The 19084-nt window shown below is 39.5% G+C and carries 18 protein-coding genes; 10 read left to right on the top strand and 8 right to left on the bottom strand.

Translation table 11 applies throughout. The annotated features are described in order from the left end of the window. Nucleotides 1–50 precede the first annotated feature (50 nt). Nucleotides 51–479, bottom strand: a complete 429-nt coding sequence (locus ADS77_RS12380) for an Lrp/AsnC family transcriptional regulator (protein WP_054203805.1) — start codon at nt 477–479, stop codon at nt 51–53. Between the two features lie 201 nt (nt 480–680). On the opposite strand from ADS77_RS12380, the gene ADS77_RS12385 reads away from it, so the two are divergent. From ADS77_RS12385 to ADS77_RS12400, 4 genes are read left to right on the top strand one after another with little or no spacing between them, the layout of a single operon-like run. Beyond that, nucleotides 681–1886 (top strand): aspartate aminotransferase family protein, encoded by a 1206-nt coding sequence (locus ADS77_RS12385; protein WP_054454682.1) that lies wholly within the window; start codon nt 681–683, stop codon nt 1884–1886. A 42-nt stretch (nt 1887–1928) separates the two neighbouring features. Beyond that, complete coding sequence (astA, locus tag ADS77_RS12390) at nt 1929–2963, top strand: arginine N-succinyltransferase (protein ID WP_054203807.1); 1035 nt, start codon at nt 1929–1931, stop codon at nt 2961–2963. An 18-nt stretch (nt 2964–2981) separates the two neighbouring features. Next, nucleotides 2982–4463, top strand: a complete 1482-nt coding sequence (gene astD / locus ADS77_RS12395; RefSeq protein ID WP_054454683.1) for a succinylglutamate-semialdehyde dehydrogenase — start codon at nt 2982–2984, stop codon at nt 4461–4463. Nucleotides 4464–4510: 47 nt separating this feature from the next. Continuing rightward, a complete protein-coding gene (locus ADS77_RS12400) occupies nt 4511–5314 on the top strand; it encodes a DUF1338 domain-containing protein (protein WP_054454684.1) in 804 nt (267 codons plus the stop codon). Between the two features lie 134 nt (nt 5315–5448). Here ADS77_RS12400 and ADS77_RS12405 read toward each other — a convergent pair whose 3' ends face one another. Continuing rightward, a complete protein-coding gene (locus tag ADS77_RS12405; RefSeq protein ID WP_054203810.1) occupies nt 5449–6729 on the bottom strand; it encodes a flavohemoglobin expression-modulating QEGLA motif protein in 1281 nt (426 codons plus the stop codon). Between the two features lie 66 nt (nt 6730–6795). After that, the gene (locus ADS77_RS12410; RefSeq protein WP_054454685.1) at nt 6796–7689 is read right to left on the bottom strand and encodes a TlpA family protein disulfide reductase; all 894 of its coding nucleotides are present in this window, start codon (nt 7687–7689) and stop codon (nt 6796–6798) included. 155 nt (nt 7690–7844) lie between these two features. On the opposite strand from ADS77_RS12410, the gene ADS77_RS12415 reads away from it, so the two are divergent. The 5 genes from ADS77_RS12415 (at nt 7845) to ADS77_RS12435 (ending at nt 11591) form a co-directional block, all read left to right on the top strand. Next, nucleotides 7845–8102 (top strand): DUF3081 domain-containing protein, encoded by a 258-nt coding sequence (locus tag ADS77_RS12415; protein ID WP_054203812.1) that lies wholly within the window; start codon nt 7845–7847, stop codon nt 8100–8102. 2 nt (nt 8103–8104) lie between these two features. Beyond that, nucleotides 8105–8407 (top strand): hypothetical protein, encoded by a 303-nt coding sequence (locus ADS77_RS12420; RefSeq protein ID WP_152960618.1) that lies wholly within the window; start codon nt 8105–8107, stop codon nt 8405–8407. A gap of 106 nt (nt 8408–8513) precedes the next feature. After that, nucleotides 8514–10112: an AbgT family transporter gene (locus tag ADS77_RS12425; protein WP_054203814.1), complete on the top strand. Its 1599-nt coding sequence runs from the start codon at nt 8514–8516 to the stop codon at nt 10110–10112. 68 nt (nt 10113–10180) lie between these two features. Continuing rightward, a complete protein-coding gene (locus tag ADS77_RS12430; RefSeq protein WP_054454688.1) occupies nt 10181–10720 on the top strand; it encodes a fused DSP-PTPase phosphatase/NAD kinase-like protein in 540 nt (179 codons plus the stop codon). Between the two features lie 82 nt (nt 10721–10802). Next, a complete protein-coding gene (locus ADS77_RS12435) occupies nt 10803–11591 on the top strand; it encodes a hypothetical protein (RefSeq protein ID WP_054454689.1) in 789 nt (262 codons plus the stop codon). A 77-nt stretch (nt 11592–11668) separates the two neighbouring features. Here ADS77_RS12435 and ADS77_RS12440 read toward each other — a convergent pair whose 3' ends face one another. Further along, the gene (locus ADS77_RS12440) at nt 11669–13906 is read right to left on the bottom strand and encodes a carbohydrate binding family 9 domain-containing protein (RefSeq protein ID WP_099458977.1); all 2238 of its coding nucleotides are present in this window, start codon (nt 13904–13906) and stop codon (nt 11669–11671) included. 133 nt (nt 13907–14039) lie between these two features. After that, on the bottom strand, nt 14040–14363 hold the full coding sequence (fdxA, locus tag ADS77_RS12445; RefSeq protein WP_054203897.1) for a ferredoxin FdxA: 324 nt from the start codon (nt 14361–14363) through the stop codon (nt 14040–14042). Nucleotides 14364–14529: 166 nt separating this feature from the next. Here fdxA and ADS77_RS12450 point away from each other — a divergent pair, with 166 nt between their 5' ends. Beyond that, nucleotides 14530–16140, top strand: coding sequence for an NAD(P)/FAD-dependent oxidoreductase (locus ADS77_RS12450; RefSeq protein WP_054203818.1), 1611 nt, complete (start codon nt 14530–14532; stop codon nt 16138–16140). A 336-nt stretch (nt 16141–16476) separates the two neighbouring features. Here the strand turns inward: ADS77_RS12450 and ADS77_RS12455 are convergent, their stop codons facing one another. The 3 genes from ADS77_RS12455 to ADS77_RS12465 all read right to left on the bottom strand — a co-directional run bounded on the left by ADS77_RS12455 (nt 16477) and on the right by ADS77_RS12465 (nt 19083). Beyond that, the gene (locus ADS77_RS12455; protein ID WP_054454692.1) at nt 16477–17778 is read right to left on the bottom strand and encodes a DEAD/DEAH box helicase; all 1302 of its coding nucleotides are present in this window, start codon (nt 17776–17778) and stop codon (nt 16477–16479) included. Between the two features lie 67 nt (nt 17779–17845). Then, nucleotides 17846–18277 (bottom strand): hypothetical protein, encoded by a 432-nt coding sequence (locus tag ADS77_RS12460; RefSeq protein WP_054454694.1) that lies wholly within the window; start codon nt 18275–18277, stop codon nt 17846–17848. A 2-nt stretch (nt 18278–18279) separates the two neighbouring features. Next, the gene (locus ADS77_RS12465) at nt 18280–19083 is read right to left on the bottom strand and encodes a MipA/OmpV family protein (RefSeq protein ID WP_212760594.1); all 804 of its coding nucleotides are present in this window, start codon (nt 19081–19083) and stop codon (nt 18280–18282) included. Nucleotide 19084 lies beyond the last annotated feature (1 nt).

Consider the following 19084-nt stretch of genomic DNA (forward strand, 5'->3'; position numbering starts at 1 on the left):
AAGTAAAGTTTAATCCCATCCTATTTTCTCAACGGAGGTAACCCTACATATTACCGCTTAAATTTGGTCTCTAAGATAACCGATGAGGTTGTACGCTCAACGCCATCTAAATTACCAATATCATCGAGTAAATGACTTAGCTTTTCTAAATTTTGCGCTTGAACAACTGCAATTAAATCAAATTCACCGCTAATTGCATAAAGTTGTGAAATAGCGTCAATTTGCTTTAGTTCAAGATTGGTTTTTGTTGTTAGCTTTTGCTTCACTTTAATCGAAACGTGTGCCGATACCATGGCATTTAAATACGCCTCTCCATAATCAACACTGTACCCTTTAATAATGCCGCTTTCTTCGAGTTTTAGCATCCTACTTTGTACTGTAGAGCGTGACAAATTTAACGCTCTTGCTAAATCTGAAATACTCGCACGTGCGTTTGTACGTAGTATAGATAGTAATCTTTCATCTTGTTGACTAATCATTTTGGCAACACTCTTCGTTATTTTGCTTTTTATTATCGTCAATTTTAACAAAATAGCACTGCAAATTGAATCTCTGAACCATGATAATAGTAAAACAACAACTAAAGAGCTGTTTTTAAGCAGCTATATATTTTATAAATATTCGTTTTTATAACTTTTTTATAATTTATCCTCTCATATTCGTTATTTTAGGTGCGTCAAATGCAAGTAAATAGAGACTTATTCAATCATGTTATGGTTCCAAACTACAACCCGTCGGATGTTATTCCTGTTCGCGGACAAGGATCACGAGTGTGGGATCAAAACGATAAAGAGTTTATTGATTTCGCCGGTGGCATAGCGGTTAATTGTTTAGGGCATTGTCACCCTGCACTTGTAAATGCTTTAAAAGAGCAAGGCGAGAAAATTTGGCATTTATCAAATGTTATGACTAATGAGCCTGCATTGCGTTTAGCAAAGAAAATTACCGATGCAACATTCGCAGACAAAGTTTATTTTGCGAACTCAGGAGCAGAAGCAAACGAAGCGGCACTTAAACTTGCTCGTCGTTTTGCGTTGGATATACATGGTGCTGACAAAACGCAAATTATCGCATTTAACAAAGGCTTTCACGGTCGTACATTTTTCACTGTAACTGTAGGTGGGCAAGCCGCCTATTCTGATGGATTTGGCCCTAAACCTGCTGCAATCGATCATTGTGACTACAATGATTTGAACGCATTTGAAGCACTTATTAGCGACAAGACATGTGCGGTTATGATGGAGCCCTTGCAAGGTGAAGGTGGTATTATTTCGCCTACAAGCGATTTTATTAAAGGTGTGCGCACTTTGTGCGACAAACACAATGCATTACTTATCTTTGATGAAGTGCAAACGGGTGTTGGCCGTACAGGGTCTCTTTATGCATACGAAGAATTAGGTGTAACCCCTGATATTTTAACAACAGCAAAAGCCCTTGGTGGGGGATTTCCAATTGGCGCAATGATCACAACAACCGACATTGCAACACATCTAAAAATTGGTACACATGGCTCAACATATGGTGGCAACCCATTAGCTTGCGCCGTTGCAGAAGCTGCATTTGATACCGTTAATACCCCTGCTGTACTTGCTGGCGTTAAAGAACGTGAACAACTTTTTCGAGCCGGCTTTGCTCAAATCAACGAAAAATACGACGTATTTAGTGAAGTCCGTGGTAAAGGTCTATTATTAGGTGCTGTACTTAACAGTAAGTTTGAAGGACGTGCACGGGACTTTCTCGTCGCAAGTACTGAACACGGACTTATGAGTTTGGTCGCTGGTACAAACGTTATTCGGTTTACACCTTCGCTCGTGATCCCACTAGAGGATATAAAAGAAGGTTTAGCACGCTTTGAAAAAGCAGTGGCAGATGTTGTAAACGCTTAACCTAATTTAGCACCCTACATGGGTGCTAATGGAGCACTTTGAATGCAAGTATTACGTCCTATCACCGCCAACGATTTTGATGCGTTAAAGCAAATTGCAATCGAATCTGGCCATGGTTTTACATCATTGCCCGTTGATGATGCTTTATTGCTAGAAAAAATTGAACGCGCAGAAAGAAGTTTCGCGAAAAACATTACTCAGCCCCACGACGAAACTTACTTATTCGTATTAGAGGACAGTGAAACAGGGCAAGTCGTTGGCACCACAGCGATTGAGGCTGCGGTGGGTTTGAACGTGCCATTATACCATTACCATCTAGGTAAAACAGTTCACCACTCTGCAACCCTGAAAGTATATAACACAGTTGATATTTTAAGCATGTGTAATGATTACACAGGCTGCTCTGAGATTTGTACATTATTTTTACGCGAAGACAGCCGTAAAGGCTTGGCTGGACGTTTTTTATCACGTTCACGATTTTTGTTTATGGCACAGCACAGTGAACGATTTGCTGACACGATCATTGCCGAAATGCGCGGTGTAAGCGACGAAGACGGCCACTCACCTTTTTGGCAATGGCTTGAAGAACACTTTTTTAGTATTGAATTTCCTCAAGCTGATCACCTTGTTGGTTTAGGCGATAAATCGTTTATAAGTGAACTCATGCCTAAATACCCTATTTATGCCAATTTACTCAGTAAGAAAGCGCAGGCTGTGATAGGAAAAGTTCATGAGCATACAAAACCTGCACTGAAACTCCTTGAAAAAGAAGGCTTTGAACATCGTGGCTACGTTGATTTATTTGATGCTGGGCCAACCGTTGAAGCAAAGTTAGGAAATATACGCAGTGTGCGTGAATCCTTAGTGTGCCCGATATCAATTGGTGAGCTGGATCATATTAATGAACAAAGCTCCGACACACTCGCTATTTGCAACCAAGGCGTGAATGACTTCAGAGCAACGTTTACCAAACACGCTCACTATAACCATGCCAAGCACACTTTAATTATTAGCCGTGAAGTTGCAACCGCACTTAAATTAAAACAAGGGGATGCAGCGCGTTTCTTCCGCCTGTAAACCTCGTAGGAGTTTATAATGAGCATTGAGACTCAAAGTACACAGTTAATCAATAACCAATGGCATGCTGGCCTAGGTCATGACTTTAATTCAATTAACCCTGGTAATGGTCAGATAATCTGGCAAGGCAAAACGGCAAGTAAAGAGCAAGTTGATGCTGCAGTAAAGTCAGCGCGTCTGGCACAATTAGCATGGGCTGAATCATCAATTGAAAATAGAATTACAATTCTTGAAAACTTCGTTGCTCAACTAAAAAAACACAGCGAAGAGTTTGCTACCATAATTGCAAGCGAGACAGGGAAACCACTTTGGGAATCGCGCACTGAAGTTGGCGCAATGGCAGGTAAAGTTGCTATTTCTATCAATGCACATAACGAACGTACGGGTACCACAGAAAACTCAATGCCAGGTGCCAAAGCATTTATTCGTCATAAACCACATGGCGTAGTCGCTATTTTTGGCCCATATAATTTTCCTGGCCATTTACCAAACGGCCATATTGTTCCAGCCATTTTAGCTGGCAATACGGTGGTATTTAAACCCTCAGAGCTGACGCCTTTAGTCGCGCAATACACGCTCAGTTTATGGTTAAAAGCAGGTTTGCCAGCAGGTGTCATTAACCTTGTCCAAGGTGAAGTGCAAACAGGTATAGCACTTGCGAGCCATCAAGATACTGACGGTTTATTTTTTACTGGTAGTTCAAACACAGGCCATTTATTGCATAAACAATTTGCAGGTCACCCTGGCAAGATTTTAGCATTAGAAATGGGTGGCAATAACCCCCTTATTATTAAAGGTGTAGCTGATGTAAGTGCCGCAGTCCATGACATCATTCAATCAGGGTTTATTACTTCTGGCCAGCGCTGCACCTGCGCGCGTCGTGTGTTTATTGAAAACACACCAAATGGCGATGCCATTTTAGAAAAACTGATCACCGCCACTAAACAAATTAATGTAGCGGATAGTTTTAGTGAAGATCAACCCTTTATGGGCGCTATGATCAGCGAAAAAGCAGCGTTAGGTATGGTGGCCGCTCAGCAGCAGCTATTATCGATGGGTGCCAAGTCACTCGTTACACTTGCTCATTTAAAGTCAGGAACAGGATTTGTAAGCCCAGGTATTATTGATGTAACCAACGTGGCTGATATTCCTGATGAAGAACACTTTGGACCATTAATTAAAGTTTACCGTTATAACGATTTTGACAGTGCTATTAGTGAAGCGAACAATACGTCATTTGGTTTATCTGCTGGTCTATTAAGTGATTCACGTGATGACTATGATCATTTTTTAAAGCGTATTCGCGCTGGAATTGTTAACTGGAACCGCCCAATTACAGGTGCATCCAGTGCGGCACCTTTTGGTGGTATTGGTGCCAGCGGTAACCACAGAGCAAGCGCCTATTATGCAGCAGATTACTGCTCATATCCTGTTGCATCAGTTGAAGCATCACAGGTTAATCTACCTACAACCCTTGCGCCGGGCTTAATCATCGAATAATCAGCCTGTGGCGTAACGGCCACAGTAACCAAATTAAGGAATTAAAAATGCACACAAATGTAAATACTCTTTTTGACAACTTATGGCAAAACTACCTTGCAGTCACTCCTTCAGCTGTAAAAGTACATGAATTACTTGGATCAACGCAAAAAGATGATGTGATCAATGATCATATTGCGCTTCGTACCTTTAACCATGAAAAAATTGGGCTTGAAAAACTAGCAGCTCATTTTCTAGCGGTAGGTTACAAAGAATGCGGTGAATACCACTTCGAAGCTAAAAAACTATACGCCAAACATTATGAACACACTGATCCAAAACAGCCAAAAGTATTTATCTCTGAGCTGCTAGTAGAAAAGTGCTCCACTGAATTGCAAAATATCGTCAACGAGATGGTTGCAAACATCGACGAAAGCGCAGTTACCGGCGATAATTTTTTATATTCGGGTACTCATTGGCAAGTTGACGCTGATACCTACAAGGCATTATTAGCTGAGAGTGAATACGCAGCATGGATGTCAGCATGGGGTTACCGTGCAAACCACTTTACCGTAAACATCAATGAGCTTGCCAAGTTTGATAACATTGAAGATGTAAACCAAGCACTTAAAGACGCAGGTTTTGCACTTAATACTTCAGGCGGGAAAATAAAAGGTTCGCCTGCTGTACTATTAGAGCAATCATCAACACTTGCTGATGACTTTGAGGTTGAATTTAGTGACACAAAAATGAGCGTTCCGAGTTGTTTTTATGAGTTTGCTATTCGTTATGCTAAGCCTGATGGTGAACTTTATACCGGCTTTGTTGCCGCCTCAGCAGATAAAATATTTGAAAGTACTAACGCGCGTTAATAAAATAATGCGGCTTGCTAAATTATTTACATAAAAGCTGAACTAAGGCCCTACAATTTTTGTAAGGCCTTTTTGTAATACATACTAATTAGTTAAGTTGTTCAATTATTTAACCGATTGATGTAATAAACTCATCACAAAAATAGCGGTTTATAATCATTCTCTAATTGTTCAAATGACAGGTTACCTATAAAACGGCCAAAACTAAGCCACGTTGCCAAACCTCTTAAATCTTTAAAGTGCGGTGGCACAAACTTAGGTGATTCTATTACGCCTAAATCATGCAACTGGGAAATCAATCTAAAGTCATCTATCGAAATTTTACCGACTAACAATAATGGTAATTGATCAATACGACCAAGCTGTATTGCTACACGTATTAAATTATAAACCAGTACAAACCCTTTTATATATGCGATGTCTTTTGTAAAGGGTAATCCTGTCGCTGTGCTGCCTCTAAATACGCGTTGTGCCAGGGTATAGCTTTCATCTTTGCTTAAACCTTGCGCAACGTAATCTCGATAAATATCAACAAACTCAGCGCCATCAATCACCTTAGTCACCGCTTGAATGCGGTTTACTAGCTTCGCTAAACGACGCGGTGTTGATTTAAGCGTGATGATCTCAGTTAAAACAGCAAGCCCTTCTTGGGTCACGGTAGAGCTGGGTGTCCCTTTGCTTAAACATGTTAAATAAGGCTGAGCTAAGCCATTTTGTGTGGTGCCAACATGGATCCACCCTTCATGAACTTCTAAAATATCTAGCTCACGTTGTGAAAACTTCACGTCTTGATTCAGCTTAATATTGTTAGCGCCCGCAGCGGCGTCACTGACGATCCCATCGCTAATCATCACCTCAACATCGATACCTGGCATGCTTAATTTCACTTGTTCAGCAAGAATTTTAACCGCTTCATCGGCATCAATATTCTTAGGGTCATCAGGTAAAATGTCCGCAGAAAGTAAGTTTTTAAGAGGCAACTCGAGCATATTTGCAAGCTCTGATAATGATGGCTCCCCCGCATGAAATAAATCTTTTGGATGCCCAAACAACTCGACAGATAAGTCATGGAACTCAGGTGTGCCTCTGTATTCAAGCATACTCAGTACTGTTTTATATTCAGTACACATTTTGCTCATGTATTGCGCTATCGGGTTTAATTGCCCGAGCTGGCTGATAATATTACGATTTAAATCAGAAAATGCTTGACGTAAATCACTCGGGACAAAGCCTAAATCACGTTGTTGGTAATAGGCTCTATCTACGAGCGGGTTCTTTTGACACTTTTGTCTGAAAAACTCTTCTTTTACGCTTTTATCCCAATTAATGGCATCTAAAATACGTATCGGTGTTTGCAGCGCGATTAATCGATCTGATAACTCCCGAGTTTTAAGTAATAACGCCTTATCTATCATGCTCTAAGCTCAGTGGGGTATGAGCCTTGAGCATAGGATAGTTTTTCGTATATTCAAAGCAAATTATTACTGCTTTAGCATATTAATTGGGCTTGAAAAGTCAGTAACTCGCTGTATTACTTTAGCGTCTTTATAGAGTAATAAAGTAGGAACTTGACTCACTTCATTGGAAATAAATAAGTCATTCCCATGATCTATATAAAGTGGATGAAGCACTTTAAATTTTTCTACGTACTCAGCCACAGCGGCTTCATCCGTCCATAGTTGACTCACTCTCGCCTCTGTATCTATTCCCTGCGCCGTTAAGGCATTTATTTGCTCTTGTGCTGCAATACAGTTTTTTGCCATCTTTGGGCGAGTATCCGCTAAATACCAGTCGCACCAAGTCGCTGTATATAAAACGGCTTTTAAGCCTTTGTCTGGAATGGTGAGAGTAAGCGCTACTTTTTGACTCTCTTTATCCAATAAGCGTGGCTTTTCAACAACACCATCATGAGATAGTAATCGTAGTGTGTTATCAAGTGCTTTGTCAGCATCATGCCCTTGAAAAATCACTCTCCCCGTTTTATCCAGTAATACATGAAAAGGCGTACCTCTAAACTCATAGTGTTTCGCGACTTTAGCGGTATCATCAGTCATAATCGGCATTGTTAAATTAAAGCGTTTTTTAACAGCCTCTACAGCACTCGGATCATCATTGAGGTCGATATTAATTGCTATCGTATCAACTGACTCCCCATATTGTTCATATGCATGCTGAAAATGCGGCATTTGTTCCATACACGGTTTACACCACGTAGCCCAGAATTTTAGATACACAGGTTTTTTACCTATAATTTGGTTTAGTTCAAAGAGTTCGCCCTGTTGGTTTTTTAAAGTCAGGCTTGATTCATTTGCCTGTGTAGTTGCACTGCCTAAACATAAAAATAACCATAACGCTGTAACGTATATATATTTCATCTTTGTCATCCCTAAAATAAAAACACTTTAGCATAGCAACTTAAGAGCTAACTTGTAATTTTGCGACATTTTCAGTGACTTTAATTCGATGGTTTAAACTAAATGTTATGCCCATACGTAATGATTAATATATCAACAAATAATTTGGAGTAGCAATGAAAAATGACATTGATGGCAAACAAGTACTTGCGGTATATGAGCGAATTATCCAACGTGGTGAGATTACTGAAGAAGGCAAATACTATATGGGGTTAACAGCGTTTTCTGATATTGATGGGTACACGGTTTATTTAAAAGGCAGTGGTGTAACGCTGAGATTTGGGTTTCACAATACTTACCATCTTGATTATGAGCACGACAAGCATAAAGATGACTTTCTTAAAAAAATCATTAACATCTTTAATGAGGAATAATTGTGTCACTACATCGTCCTCGTCGCGCGCGACCTAAGAATAATAGCAAAGGCACTGTATTCATAAACCATGTAATTGAACGTTTGCGTGAAGATCCGAGCAAGTTAAATATTATCCGAAAAAACTTGGATGAATATCGCCAGCAACGTTTTCTCAAACGTGGTTTTTTATTAGCTATCGAAAGATTTGATTGGGTATTTGAGGCCTCAAATAATGTTGATGATATATGTGAGCAGATATTAGCTGATGACTATATAGGCAACAGATTACGTCGTTACCCTTTGTTATTTAAAGGTGTTCGCTAACATTAGGGGTAATTTAACGTACTAAGTAAGTAAGTCACCGTTTATAGGTGATACTAAACGTAAAAAATGATAGATTGCGGCAATTTTAAAATTTTGAGAACCAGCTATGTCAAAAGTTGTCGACACTGCGAATTCAACACCGCCTGAAAAACAATCGGGGTTATTTAACCGATTTTTAGCAACCGTTGAGTTTATGGGGAATATGTTACCCCACCCTATCACCTTATTTGCGATGTTTTGTGTAGCCATCGTTGTTTTTAGTGGCATCGCCGACTGGTTTGGCTTAAGTGCGATTGATCCGCGTCCAATTGGATCTGCAGGGCGTGATCCTGATGGTGTTATTGAAGTGGTCAGTTTACTAAGTGCTGAAGGTTTACAACGCATAGTGACCGGGTTAGTAACTAATTTTACAAGCTTTGCCCCTTTAGGGACTGTGCTTGTGGCCTTACTTGGTGTAAGTGTTGCTGAGCATTCAGGGCTTTTATCTGCTGCAATGCGCGGCATGGTTATGGGTGCTTCAAAACGTTTAGTTACTTTTATGGTTGTTTTTGCGGCTATTTTATCCAACACCGCATCAGAGCTTGGTTACGTTGTTTTAATTCCGCTCGCTGCAATGATATTTCACAGCTTAGGCCGTCACCCATTAGCGGGCCTTGCTGCCGCTTTTGCCGGTGTTTCCGGTGGTTACAGTGCCAACTTATTATTAGGAACTATTGATCCATTACTTGCGGGTATCACTACTCCTGCAGCACAAATGATCGATCCTACTTATCAAGTTGGCGCAGAAGCTAACTGGTATTTCATGATGATTTCGGTTTTACTTATCGCAGTTCTAGGTACCTTAGTCACCGAAAAAATTGTTGAACCACGCCTTGGTAAATACAACCCTGACGATGCAAGTGCAGATTTAGAGCAAAATAATATTCAAGGTTTAACAGCTGTTGAAAAGTCAGGCTTAAAATGGGCAGGGTTTTCTTTATTAGTTGTATCACTATTATTAGCGTGGACTATTGTGCCTGCTGATGGCATTTTGCGTAATCCAGAAACGGGTCTAGTAACACAATCACCATTTTTAAAAGGGATTGTCGTATTTATATTTGTTACTTTTGGTATACCTGGGTTTGTGTATGGTCGTGTTGTCGGCACCATGAAAAATGATAAAGATGTCATCGATGCTATGAGCAAAAGCATGAGTTCAATGGGCATGTACATTGTATTGGTATTCTTTGCAGCACAATTCGTCGCATTTTTTAAATGGACAAATTTAGGCACTATTTTAGCAATCAATGGCGCTGCTATGTTACAAGCGCTTAATCTGACTGGCCCCGAGGTATTCGTACTCTTTATTTTTATGTGTGCTTTAGTTAATTTAAGTTTAGGCTCTTCATCGGCGCAATGGGCCGTTACCGCCCCTATTTTTGTACCAATGCTTATGTTAATTGGTTATGCACCAGAGACAATTCAAGCCGCGTACCGTATTGGTGACTCAGTTACTAATTTAATCACACCAATGATGAGTTACTTTGGGCTCATACTCGCGGTAGCCACTAAGTATAAAAAAGACATGGGAATTGGTACACTCGTCGCTACGATGCTGCCATATAGCATGATATTCTTTGTTGGTTGGGTCGCCTTGTTCTATCTGTGGGTCTTTGTTCTAGGCTTACCTGTTGGGCCTGACTCACCCATTTATTATACTCCTTAATAATATTTTAATAATGCCAGCACCCGCTGGCATTATTACATTTATACCTACCAAATGAGGCCTCAACTATGAAAGCACTTTTTCTCATCTTATTTACTTGCTGTTTATTAAGTACACCTTGCATAGCAGAACAAAAAAATCCTCAAGTAATTGAGTTAATAAAGCTAAACAATTTCGCTAACCCTCAAGAAAATATTTATACCTCAGGGCAGCCGACACAAGCACAGCTTTCGCAACTTGCTGACAAAGGGGTAAAGCATATTATAAACCTACGCGGTAAAAATGAAACTCAGTGGGATGAAGAAGATGTTGTAAATACACTTGGTTTGCAATACGCGGCATTACCAATAACTTCAAAGGCTGATATAAATGTTACAAACGCTATTTTATTACAGAAATTGCTAAATGAAACATCATCTGAGGCAACTTTATTGCATTGTGCCAGCAGCAATCGTGTCGGTGCCCTTGTTGCTGTATACCATGCAACTGAGCTTAAACTGCCCATTGAGCAAGCAATAGCAATCGGTAAGCAATGGGGTTTAAAAAGTTTAGAATCGGTTGTCACAGATGAAGTTACCCGCTATCAAAACACGCTAATACAAAAATAATAAACGGAGGGTAATAATTAGTTGTTTTAATTATAAATCTCGATTGTTAAACTCACCCCAACTTACTTAAATGGATTTAAAAATGAAAAAAATTCTACTTTTACTTGCTCTATTTTGTTCCTCAGCTCAAGCAATTGAATTTCAAAAATACCCTATTCTTTTAGAGTCATCCAGTGGCGAACATGTAACGATCATTGAAAGCCGAGATAAGTCTCAGGCTTTAATTAAAGTGGTCGGTGTTAATAGCCCAATTGATGAAGTCGTTTTTTTAACAGACTTAAAACCTCACGGCAGTATTGAAGCTTATAAATACACTTTTGATGGTGAACAACGCGCTTTAATCACAAAAGGAAAAAGCTATAGCTGTTGCAACTACACGCTATATTTGCCGAATACACGACAAGGTATTTACTTATCAGAACTAAAAGATAAACGCTCAACCGCTATTTCTGAAGATGTATATGCGCAATATCAGGCACAACAAGAACAAGGTATACAACTAAAATTGGCTAAGTTTGATCGTGACAATAGCATTAAACAATCGCAAATAGCATTAACTGCTGCAACCAAAGAACTTAATAAGTTTTGCGGTAAAAACATTACAACAACAGTTAATTGGCAAGAACTTGATGATAAAATACTGCAGACCTACGCTGTCGGTGCTTATTGTGCTCAAATTGCAACAAGCTTGGCACAACAATGTAAAAAACAACCTGAATTTAAAACGAAAGCACAGCAGTTTGGAAAAATTTCATGTGAGTTTGCTGATGAACTAAAGCTACGCCACACCGATACGTTAATTCAATTTAAAACAGCACCAAAAGCCCCAAATCAAGCTCAGTTTGTTGAAGCCTATTTACGTAATCTCTAGCTCAAAAGTAAAAAGCCCTAACATTAGGGCTTTCAAATTCTAATAAAGTACGGTTAACGCTTAAAGTAACTGTTCCTTTAAAGCTGCCATGCATAGCTAAGCTTTGTAAAAAACGTACGTTGATTTCGCTCTAAACTTTTCAGCGAATCATTTTGGTAACCTTTATCAGAATACCCTAAGTAAAACAGTGTTTGAGCATTTATCTTGTAAGAATAAATTAGCTGATTACCTAACTCTCGATTCGTCTGATTAACAGCATAATAATAGGCCTCTTTATTACGGTCAATATCTTCAAACTGCATAACCAGTTTAAGCATAGAGCGCATATTAAATTTATAGTAAATACGTAAATCAGTTTGATTAGCAGTATAAATTCGCTCGCCATTTTGAGCATTCAAACGACTATAGCTATGCTCTAATTGCACTTGCCAATGGTCATTAATATCCCAAGTAAACTCAGGTTCAATGGCCAGTAACTCACCTAGCTGCTCATTGCTATAGTCTATTTTACTGCCAAATTCACTGTATAATGTTAAACGAATGTCATTAGTTGGATTAAACCCACCGTACACAAAACCAATGTTTTGGTTATAAAACTCATCATAATAATTTTCATTTCGGTGGGTTAAACCAAATTGTAAAAATGACTGTAACTGTCCATTTAATTCAACAACTGCTTCATATTCTTCTTCAAGTAAGCGGCCATCAAGTGCCCATGATTTATCCCAATCAGCTTCATATGAATATTCTGTTATGATGTTATCAGCATCGAGATACCAGGTTTGACCGCCCCCTAGATTTACTTTTTTGTAATCAACTTTTGCTTGGTAACCTAAATCAGTACGGTAATCTTCACCCACGTGCTCGTAACTTGCATATAACTCATAATCACGTTTTTCTCGTGTAAATTCAATTTTATAGGCTTGATCTGATTGATCTTGCTTTAAATTATATTTATCAACAAGGTAAGTCGAATTCTTCGTGTCTGCGGTAGCAACTTGGTACATTAAACTATCTGTTTGGTTAAACCAGTAACTACCATCAAGAGACAATACCGTATTATGATAATCAGCTGATTCACGATGGGTAGTCATTACGCCAATGGTACCTTGTTCGCCTATATCATATTGATAACGCCCTACTGAGGCTTTTGATTTACCCCCTAAGTTAGCAAAACCTGAACCTTGATTTGTAGGTAATAACACACTGGTATTTTCATCATCAGCATACATAAAACCATAGCTATGGTTATTGGTTTTACCTGTTATTTTTGCGCCAATTTCAGGCTCTGCAATAGTACGGGTATAAAGTAATTCAAATAGACTACTCTTAAAATACGATGCGCCATCTAAAAAGAAGGGGCGCTTTTCAGCAACATAAATTGAATAGGTGGTGTTTACATCCAGCTCTAACTCATCTGCTTCCACTTGTGAGAAATCAGGGTTAATTGTTGCATTGATCACCGCATCTTGCGTGATCCCCCAGCGTAAATCTAAACCAGCTTCAGTATCAATATCACCATTTTCCCAATCGCCCGGCACTGTGTCTTTAACATCATGACGTAGTGCTGTAAATGTTGGTGTTACTTGAATATTTTTACTAGGCTCCATGGCATTAAAGCCAGTAATTTTGTCAAATTGGCAAAAGCTGCATTTTGTGTCACGGTCAAATCCGACGTTCGACATTTGGTATGTCACATCACGAGGATAATTTCGCCACGCAGCAAAACTCCATGTCATATCCGCTTTATTTTTAGGAAATCGCAATGCGGTAAATGGAATTCGCATTTCCACCACATAGCCTTGCTCAGTAATTTGACCGGCGCTATCCCAAATTGCATTCCAAGATGGGTCTTCACTCCAGCCATCTGTATCAGTCATACGCATATCCCCTTGAGCACCCAGCGGATTTACATAAAACTCATAGCCTGTACGTTCATCATTGAATGTATCAATCATTATTGCGACATTATCGTCAGACCATAAAGTATCTCGGTCTCTTAATGCTGCACGTATTTGACTCGGATCATTATCGTATGCAATAAAACCAACATATAGATAGCTGCCATCTTCATACAGGTAGGCATCAGTTTTTACCGGTGGCGTACCTTTTTCATTAGGTTCATTTTGATATTTCAGAGCAACTAATGTGGCTTGTTGCCAATGGGGTTCATTGAGTTGGCCGTCTATATCGATACTTTTATCAATATGGGCCAGATTGAATTGTTGCTTTTCAGCTACGCTAAAGAAGCTACATACTGTCAGTACGACAAAGAATACTTTTATATTTATCGATTTTAGAAGCTGCATAAACATCCGTTTAGAATCAGATTACTCATCAGGAGTAAATTAATTCGTAAAGTTTAATTCAAGCAGGGTCATTTGTTAATAGTTTAATTAAATAAATGTTATTAATAATTAATAAATTGGAGGTGAAATGGTATTTAAATTAACTTTCGATTAATTTTAGTTTATTTGCAACGCCATTCCAGGTGTCTGCATCATCTGGTGCGGGTTTAACTTCAGTTATTCTCGGCCACACAAGTGCAAGTTCAGCATTAAGTTCGGTAAAATCTTTTTGCGATTCGGGTAATTCATCTTCTTGATATATTGCTTCAGCAGGACACTCAGGTACACATAAACCACAATCAATACAATCAATTGGACTAATTGCTAAAAAGTTAGGCCCCTCATAAAACGCATCTGCAGGGCATACTGATACACAGTCCGTGTATTTACATTTAATGCAATTTTCAGTGACTACAAATGCCATATTCTTACTATGCCTATATTTACTCAACAACAGCGCTGGATCATACCCAACGCTTGAAAAAATACAATAAATAATCACTGCCATCGCAGCTTAAATTAACGTAAAATACGCGCCATTGTGAGCGGTTCGCCAAAGTGACTGCTAAGACACCTAATAGAGATTAAATATGATACGTTTAACAGAAATAAAACTGCCTCTTGAGCATAGCGAAGACGCAATTGAACAAGCCATTATTACCAAGCTTGCCATTAATGCAGATCAACTTCACAGTTTTAACGTCTTTAAACGTGGTTACGACGCACGTAAAAAAACCGCAATCTTACTCATTTATACCCTTGATATTGTCGTTGATAATGAAGAGCAGCTACTCGACAAGTTTGCAAAAGATCAACACGTTAAAGTCGCACCTGATACCAGCTATAAGTTTGTAGGTAAGGCACCTTCCACAATCCAAGAGCGTCCTGTTGTTATTGGTTTTGGGCCTTGTGGTTTATTTGCAGGCTTGATATTGGCACAAATGGGCTTCAAACCTATTATATTAGAACGCGGTAAAGAAGTACGCGAACGCACAAAAGATACATTTGGTTTTTGGCGTAAACGTACTTTAAATACGGAGTCAAATGTACAATTTGGTGAAGGCGGCGCAGGTACATTCTCTGATGGCAAACTATATAGCCAAGTAAAAGATCCAAAGCATTATGGTCGAAAAGTAATTACTGAATTTGTAACCGCAGGTGCACCAGAGGAGATTTTGTACGTAAGCAAACCTCATATCGGTACCTTTAAACTCGTTACCATGATTGAAAAAATGCGTGCAAGCATTGAAGCGCTTGGCGGTGAAATTCGTTTTAGCACCCGTGTCGATGATATTTTACTAGAAGACGGTCAAGTTACCGGCCTTAAACTTTCATCAGGCGAGCAACTCAATACTCGCCATGTTGTGCTTGCTGTCGGTCACAGTGCCCGTGATACTTTTCAAATGGTGCATGACAAAGGTATTTACGTTGAAGCAAAACCATTTTCTGTTGGCTTTAGAATTGAGCATAAGCAATCAATGATTGATGAATGCCGTTTTGGTACGAATGCGGGCAATCCAATTCTTGGTTCAGCTGATTATAAACTTGTACATCATTGCGACAATGGCCGGACTGTTTACAGCTTTTGTATGTGCCCGGGTGGAACTGTGGTTGCTGCAACATCAGAGGAAGGTCGCGTTGTTACCAACGGCATGAGCCAATATTCACGCAGTGAACGCAATGCAAACAGCGCTATCGTTGTGGGCATTTCCCCCGATGAAGATTTTCCAGGGCATCCACTAGCTGGCATTGATTTGCAGCGCAAACTCGAAGAACAAGCATACGAGTTAGGTGGCAGTAATTATGACGCACCTGCACAATTAATTGGTGACTTCTTAAAAGGGAAAGACTCAAGTACATTAGGTGATGTTAAACCTTCGTATACTCCAGGCATTAAGCTAACTGATTTGGCAAAAGTGCTACCACGTTTTGCAATTGACGCCATCCGTGAAGCAATCCCTGCATTTAACAAGCAAATTCGTGGTTTTTCAACTAATGATGGATTATTGACGGGTGTTGAAACACGCACTTCATCACCTATTTGCATCAAACGCGATAAGAGTATGCAAAGCATTAATACCCTAGGCTTATATCCTGCCGGTGAGGGTGCGGGCTACGCAGGTGGTATTCTTTCCGCAGGTATTGATGGGATAAAAGCAGCCGAAGCTTTAGCATTATCAATGATTGAGAAAAACACATAACCAAGTTTTTGACTTAATTTGATGTAAGCCCCACAAGTTGGGGTTTTTTTATGCCCATATTTTAAGTAATACCAATCGTGTTAAGTTACTGACCAATTATAGCGACAGGTAAGTGGAGTGATAACAAGGCATAAATTTTGACATGGTGTTGTTCTCGGCAATTGCTCCTGCATTGCTCTACCTCCTGCATCCATGCAGTCGTACATGAATAATTTATAACGCAGTTAGCGCTTTATTTAGCTCGCTAGGATGGTTAAATATTTAAGTCGATTGGTATAAGAGTAACAAAAAAGCCTGAGTAAACTCAGGCTTTTATCACTTTGTGTACTTTTAATATTACTTTTTCAAAGCAAGCTTTTCGCCTTTAAGGCTTTTACGTACACCTGAAATACGCGAACGGTTTTTTGCACGAGCTTCACCCGTTGCTTGACCAGAGACTTTATTACTGCGCGAACGACGTAAATGAGACGGTTTTTTACCAATTTTATCAATCAGTACTTCACGGTTACTTACTTTATAACCTGGTAAGTATTCACGCTCAATTTTTTGACCTATTAGGGTTTCAATTTCGAATAAAGTATTTTCTTCTTCACGGCTTACAAACGAAATTGCTTCACCTTGATTACCAGCACGGCCAGTACGGCCAATGCGATGTACGTAATCTTCTGCAAGCCATGGTAAATCAATATTGATCACACGCGGTAAACCATCGATGTCGATACCTCGCGCGGCCACTTCAGTTGCTACGAGCACGCGAACTTTACCCGCTTTAAAATCACTTAATGCGCGACGACGATTACCTTGCGTCTTATCACCATGACATACAGCCGCAGGAATACCATCAAGATTAAGTTCTTTGACTAACTCGTCAGCTGTGTCTTTCATATTTACAAACACAAGCACTTGCTGCCAGTTCTTTTTCCCAACAAGTTCAGATAGTAATTCTTGCTTACGGCGCTCTTCTACTGGGTAAACAACGTGATGTACAGTTGCTGCAGTGCTGTTTGTTTGATCAACGCGCACAATTTCCGCTTGCTTTAACACTTTACTTGCAAACTGCTTAATTGCCGCTGGGAATGTAGCCGAAAATAATAATATTTGGCGCTCATCAGCACAGGCATTGATCACGGTTTGCATATCACCAATAAAGCCCATATCAAGCATACGGTCAGCTTCATCAAGAACTAAATGCTTAACCTGAGCAAGGCTCAAGTTACCAAGGCGAATATGATCAAGTAAACGACCCGGAGTAGCAACAACGACATCTACCCCCTCTTTTAGACCATTCGCTTGACCTGCTATGTTAACACCGCCGAAAAGGCAAACGGTTTTAAGAGCAGTATACTTAGCAAAATCTTTAAAATTATTGGCTATTTGCTCTGCAAGCTCACGAGTAGGTGCTAATACTAATGCACGCGGTGCATTTGTTGGCGTATGCTCAACTTCAGATAACTTTTGAATAATAGGTAGAGCAAATGCAGCTGTTTTACCTGTGCCTGTTTGGGCACTGGCTAAAACATCTTTGCCTTTACGCACTGCTGGGATAGCATTACGTTGAATGGGCGTAAGGGTGTGATAGTTAAGTTCATCTAACGCCTGAAGAAGTTCAGGGGCAAAACTAAAAGATTTAAAATTCATGCTGTATAACCTGCGGCCACATTATCAAGGGTCGCAAATTATACAGCAATTTGAAGTAAGCAGTTAGTTATAACTTAACTAAAGTGCCTTTTAATGCCACACCGGCCATAATTGTGCCCGCGCCGCATTCATATTCAGTGCTACTAATGAATTTACGTTTTTTATAATACGACTGAATATTAACAACCGCATTCATCCCCTCTTTCACAGCACGTTGCTGTAGTGCTTTTAGCGCACTAAGCATCACCCATTCGCATGCTTCAGTATCAGATTTACCAAATGCATTGGTTTTTTTATTACTGATCACTTCACCGTATTTACTGCTTTCTTTACTGTAGCTTTGATCTGCAAAATACAATGGAATATCTAATAAAGCATCCTTTGCTTTACTGCTTTCTAGCAGTTGTTGAATTGGGTATTTAGTTATATCATCACGCGCTTCAACAGCTGTTGTTATTAAAGTAGTCGCCAATAACAGAGCGCTATAAACTATTTTCATCTTTATTTTCCTTGTTGAGTATAAAATTTCCATGCAACACCAAAACCAACTGAGACATTACTATCTTGTTTAATTAAAGGACTACGTTGCTGTTTACTATCTGCTAAGTGGTGATATTTCACAAATCCACCCAGCCAATATTTTTTAGTATCAAAATTTACCCCTAAAGATAAATCTGTACCTGAATATCCTGAACCAACGGTAAATTCACTGCGATTTATACGGCTATTTAACGCTGATATACCATAGAAATAATTTAAATAACGACTATCAGCAAAGTTTACATTCGCTCGGATAGTGGTGGTTATTTCATAATTATCACCCGTTAACAAAAGGGTTTCAAAATAAACACTCGGCCCATACCGCCACCCTGCATTTGTCAGTGAACTAAAATCCGTCGCCATTGCTTTACGAGTAAATAAACCAACATATAACTGTTCTTCGGCTTTAGGTGACCCTAGTAAGTAGTAATTTAATGAAGGACCGAGTTCAAAGACCCAATCAAGGTCTTCCATCCCTTCTCGTGCCTGGTTATCTTTACTATCAACCGCTAAACTAACCCCTGCTGAAATATCTAAATGCAATTTATCATGTTGCCATAAATACCCAGTTAGGTTATTACGATCTAAATCTAACTCATCACTTTGATAACGGATATAGGGCACCGGCAATATATATTGCTCACTTTGATCTGAGCCTAAATAATGGGGAATATCAGCCGCAAAAACGCCACCACCAATTTCCAGCTTAGAAGCAGATAAAACAGCACCACTAAATAGAGTAAACAATAATAGTAGCCAGCGCATT

Origin of the sequence: Pseudoalteromonas porphyrae (assembly GCF_001298125.1) — a bacterium.
Taxonomy (GTDB): Bacteria; Pseudomonadota; Gammaproteobacteria; order Enterobacterales; family Alteromonadaceae; genus Pseudoalteromonas; species Pseudoalteromonas neustonica.